This is a genomic window from Prosthecobacter sp. (assembly GCF_044373815.1).
In the GTDB taxonomy this organism is placed as follows: domain Bacteria; phylum Verrucomicrobiota; class Verrucomicrobiia; order Verrucomicrobiales; family Verrucomicrobiaceae; genus Prosthecobacter.
In genome coordinates this window covers 1-4,436 of the sequence record NZ_JBIPNG010000515.1, presented here as the reverse complement: position 1 = coordinate 4,436, position 4,436 = coordinate 1, and the positions used below count along the sequence as shown (strand labels likewise).

Below are 4,436 nucleotides of genomic sequence, written 5' to 3'. Positions count from 1 at the left end.
AACGATCACAAGCCGCTCCCGCGCCATGGAAACGAGATGACACAACGTATCATCTGAAGCGGAAGTGAAGACTCGTGACATGAGGTGATTTAGAGGCTGATGCGGTTGCCTTTTTCCAACTCTGCCTGGGCCGCCGTGCGGAGAGCTGCGAGCCACTGATCAAGGTCAGACTCGCTGGCGATGTAGGGGAGGTTGCACTGAGGGCGCAGGCTGGTGGCGGAGGTGTAGCGGACTGGCGGTGGGGACGGAGGTGTTTTGTCACCCGGCTTTGCTGGAGGTGTCGGTATTGGAGCCGCGAGCCGCGAAGCCAGTGCAAGCTGGGCCGGATAATCCTGCGTGAGGTAGCGTTGGAGCCGATCACGGATGCCGGTGACGAAGCGGGCGGATTGAATCGCTTCACGTGCTGCATGGGTAAGTGCCAGAACTTGGGTGCGACCGGACTCATCAAGAGCGGTGAAATCTTCGACGGCCTGGAGACGAGCCTGCTGCGTGTCCAAAGTGGCCAGGGCTTGCTCACGCTCGGCCTTGAGCAGGTCCGCTAGAATACCGCGCAACTTGGCGACTGCTGTCTTGGCCGTAGGGACTCCATTCCCCCGATAAGGATGAAGGGATGCCGCGAGGTCGCGCAGGGGCTGCACTTCAGCGGCGGGCACTTCGGCGAAGTTGGCCTCCTCTTCACGCAGGAAGGTGATGGCCTCATCAAAAGCATTGCGCTGCGGGCCATGCATGAACGCTTTGATCGGAGAAAGGAAATCGTCCTTTGCGGAGAGGAGGTCGTCCTGGAAGTCGGCCAGATGGTTGAGCAGGTAGGTGTAGTCCTTTTCAGCCAGCGTGGTGAGACGTGCGACGATGGGGCGCAGAGGTTCAAGGAAGGGATAGCGTGCGGCTTGATCGAGCAGCACGGTGAGATCGCGAATTTCGGCGACGAGGGCTTCGGCAGTGAACTGGCCGGCGGAACGGGCATCCGTGCCGCTATTGGAGCGGTCAAAGAAATCGTGATGGAAGGTCTTGAGTGCGTTGACCTTGGTGGCGTCAAACTGCTCCTGCAGCCGCACCTTCACGCTGCCGTGCTGGCGAGTGTTTTTGAGGTGATCAAAGGCACTGCGGGCATCGAGCAACTCGGCGGCACGCAGCTCTACCTTGCCCATTCGGAAGAGGCGGCTAACAAGGGTGAGCACAGCCATGGGATACCAGCCGTAGGGGCGCTTGCCGAAGTTCCGAACGATCTCCTCAATGGAGGTGCGTGTTCCATCGTTCTGATTGCGCATCACATAGGTGAGGATTTCCTGCTCTGCCTCTGACGGCGTCTGGGTGCCGCTGGTGAGCAGATCGTCCTGTGAGAGCAAAGCCTGTGACAGAGTGGTCTCGTCATAAGCCCCCTTCAACATGCGCAGGCTGGGGAAGGAGAAGGAGATGAGTTCCTGACAGGCTTTGGAGAAGCGGTTGCGGGCGTCGCCTGCTCCAACGCTGTCGAGCCGGGAGCCATTGAGGTAGAGTGGGGCCTTGCTCAGGAACTCACTGGCCATGTCCCGCATGGTGGTGGCGCGGAGGCCGTTCTGCTGACTGCGCTGGTCGAGAATGGCTTTGCGAGTATCGTCTCCGCCACCGGTGTTCTGCTGGACGTATTTTTTGGTCTTGAGATAAAGCCGGGCTTGATCAGTCAGACGTGTGTCAGCGGGGAGAACAGTCAGGAGTTCCGCTTTCCCCGTATTCTGAGCAGCCAGGGTGGTGGCGTCGGTGTGATTGGGGTGTTCGGGAGTGATGATGTTGAGAGCAATGTCCGCCTCTCTGCCGATCAGGGCATCATCCAGCTTCCTCGCATAGGAGTAGTCCTGCCCATTCCCCTCGTAACGGATCTTTGGATCACGCAGGACATCCGAGAAGAGCACCGTGGCAAGCAGATCAGCCACCTGAGATTCGTCGATCTCGGTGTTTTTGATTTCGACCTCGATGTCCTTTTCCGTATCCGTGAGGAACTCGAACAGATCGCCATTGCGTTGCAGATAAGACTGACTTTCCAGCTCAGCCAATGCCTTGAGAACCGCCTTCTCATGAGCACGAATGTCGGGATCAGACCGGTCAATCAATAGAATGGCGACATTGCGCGGAGAGGCTTTGAATTCACGCACCCATTTGAGCAGGAAGAGCGATTTGAGAATACGGATGGGGATGCCTTCTCCCAACTGCCGTTCTGCCATTTTGATCGTGGTCTGCATGTCACCACGGATCGAGGCGGAGATGCCATCATACATGAGGTCGAAGGTGGCAAGATGACCCACCTCCTGGTTGCGCACTGTCTTGGCAACCTCCTGGAAAACCGCGAGCATGGAGCGTTCGCCGACCGAGAGATATTTACCAGTGAACACGCCATGCTTGGAGAGTTGCTGGATAGCAAGCTGGAACAGGTCGAACTGATAGGTGTGAAAGGGGTAGAAGCCGCAGAACTCATCACTGCCACGCCAGCCTTGCAGGTTGATCGAGTTGTCGCCAAAACGGAAAAGAGTCTGCAGGTTGTCCTTCTCCTCGTCATAGATGTCGGTGAGCACTTCGGGTTCTGCCTCCTGCTTGGCTAAGAGCCGCTTTTGGATGACCTCGCGAACATCCGCACTGGCAAGCGTCAGCTGTGTCTTGAACCGCCCCATGATCTTCGTGATGTCCTGGGCCGCCATGCCTTTGAACGAACCGAGAACGCCTTCGAGATCGGCTTGAGAGGTGACGAAGACCCAGGCGCGACCATTACAAATCGTGCCCAGCGTTTCCGCCACGGTCTGAAGATTGAGCATGAGCTTCGAGTCCTGGCCAATGAACTGTCCCACTTCATCGACAAAGAAGTTCAGTCGGAATCCGGCAGGCTGGCGGGCGATGTAGTCCTTCACCATCTGCGCGAAGCTCTCAATCGAGACGCGGTAGTCTTCACGAACCTGCCGCATGAGGGATGAGGCTTCGGTCTCGGCCACACCAAAATGCGTTGCGTAAGCCTTGGCAAAGGCGGCTTTCCGCGCCGTGGCGATGGCCTCGCGATCCTTCTCCCAGGTGGCACCATTGATCTTGAGGTAGGTCTCTTTGAAAGGGACGAAGTCACCCCGAATGTCGAGATCATGCTCAAAGCGGGCGATGTAGCCCTGTTTGCCATAGTAGCCTTGCAGCTCGTTCAAGACCTTGACGAAGACCTCGAGAATGGGTGCAGAGTGATCACCGCCAATGCCATCAAATTTTTGGTCAATGTTGAACAAGATACTGCGCGATGGGATGGCCGTGGCCTTGCGCAAATTGGCCTTCACGATCTCGTCTTCGATTTTGGGCAGCACAATATCGGCTGGGCGCACTCCATTGGAAAGGGGCTGGCCATCAAGAATGAGGGACAGGATTTTCAACAGATGTGATTTACCTGAGCCAAAGAAGCCGGAGATCCAGACGCCATTGGCCGTTAGTTCCGTGAGGTAGCGGTCGGTGAAAACACCAAGGCCCCGGGCAACATCGCGTGTAACCACATACTCTTCCAACTCGGTCTGGAGATTGCGATCGTCGTCGGCCTTGATAACGCCATCAATGGGGCGCTCAACGGGTTTGAGGAAAAGCTCGTGGATTTTCATGAAAGTCAGAGACGATAGTGATCGAGATTTGTGGCGCGGTAGTAAGGGTTGTTGATCCGAGGGCTCGGGATCGAACCAAAAAGACGCAGGTGAGAACCACCGGCAGGATCCTGGGCGTATTCGCCGGGAAAAAAGATCACCACCGGATGTCTGAGCATGGCAGGCTGAAGAGATTCCAAGATGGTGTGGGTTCGCAGGAACGGGAAGATCCGACCCGGTCCAGTGATGAGAGTCAACTGCACGCCATCGTCCCCGATTTCTCGAATCAATCGCGGGATCAGGTGAGTCTTGGGGTCAGAATAGTTCTGAAGCGTCTCCAAAATTTCCACCTTTTCAGAGTCTGCCTCACCCTTCAAAAGGTCATCCAGGATGTCGTGCTCTTCCAATTCCTCTAAAACCAGGCTGAACAGGTCGAGAGATTTTAAGTTGATGCCGGTATTCCGCATTCGGCCCACGAGGCCATCGACCATCCGCCTGATGGCATCCTCCTGAGATGGCTCATACGTCTGAATGAATATAGGCACCTCGTTGGCGAGCCCTTTCATGGCGAGGAAGTTCGGATGACCGAGGATTTTGAAAAGGCGCTCGGCCAGATCGTTTATGTCCATGGAATTCAGCGGCTTGGAATTTCAATGTCTGGAACCAGGAATCCGGCCAGCCAACTCGGGCTGTCTGTGTTGATGACGTGCAAAACTGCCGGCGAGAGGGCTGGTCGCTGAATGGTCCCAAGCGAGGTCCCTTTTACAAGCAAGCCTGCCTCGGTTAGCATCCGCAGGAGGACTTGTCGGATTTTGTTCTTCGATGAGGTCGTCAATCGAACAAACTCCGGGTGAGACAATCCTT

At 56.3% G+C, this 4,436-nt stretch carries 3 protein-coding genes; all 3 read right to left on the bottom strand.

The window, feature by feature from the left end:
• Positions 1-89: 89 nt before the first annotated feature.
• Complete coding sequence (gene brxC, locus ACIREA_RS27280) at positions 90-3,593, bottom strand: BREX system P-loop protein BrxC (protein ID WP_397385478.1); 3,504 nt, start codon at positions 3,591-3,593, stop codon at positions 90-92.
• Positions 3,594-3,598: 5 nt separating this feature from the next.
• A complete protein-coding gene (locus ACIREA_RS27275; protein WP_294405412.1) occupies positions 3,599-4,201 on the bottom strand; it encodes a DUF1788 domain-containing protein in 603 nt (200 codons plus the stop codon).
• Between the two features lie 5 nt (positions 4,202-4,206).
• Positions 4,207-4,436, bottom strand: a 230-nt coding sequence (locus ACIREA_RS27270) for a BrxA family protein (protein ID WP_397385477.1), incomplete at its 5' end; no start/stop codon positions are given.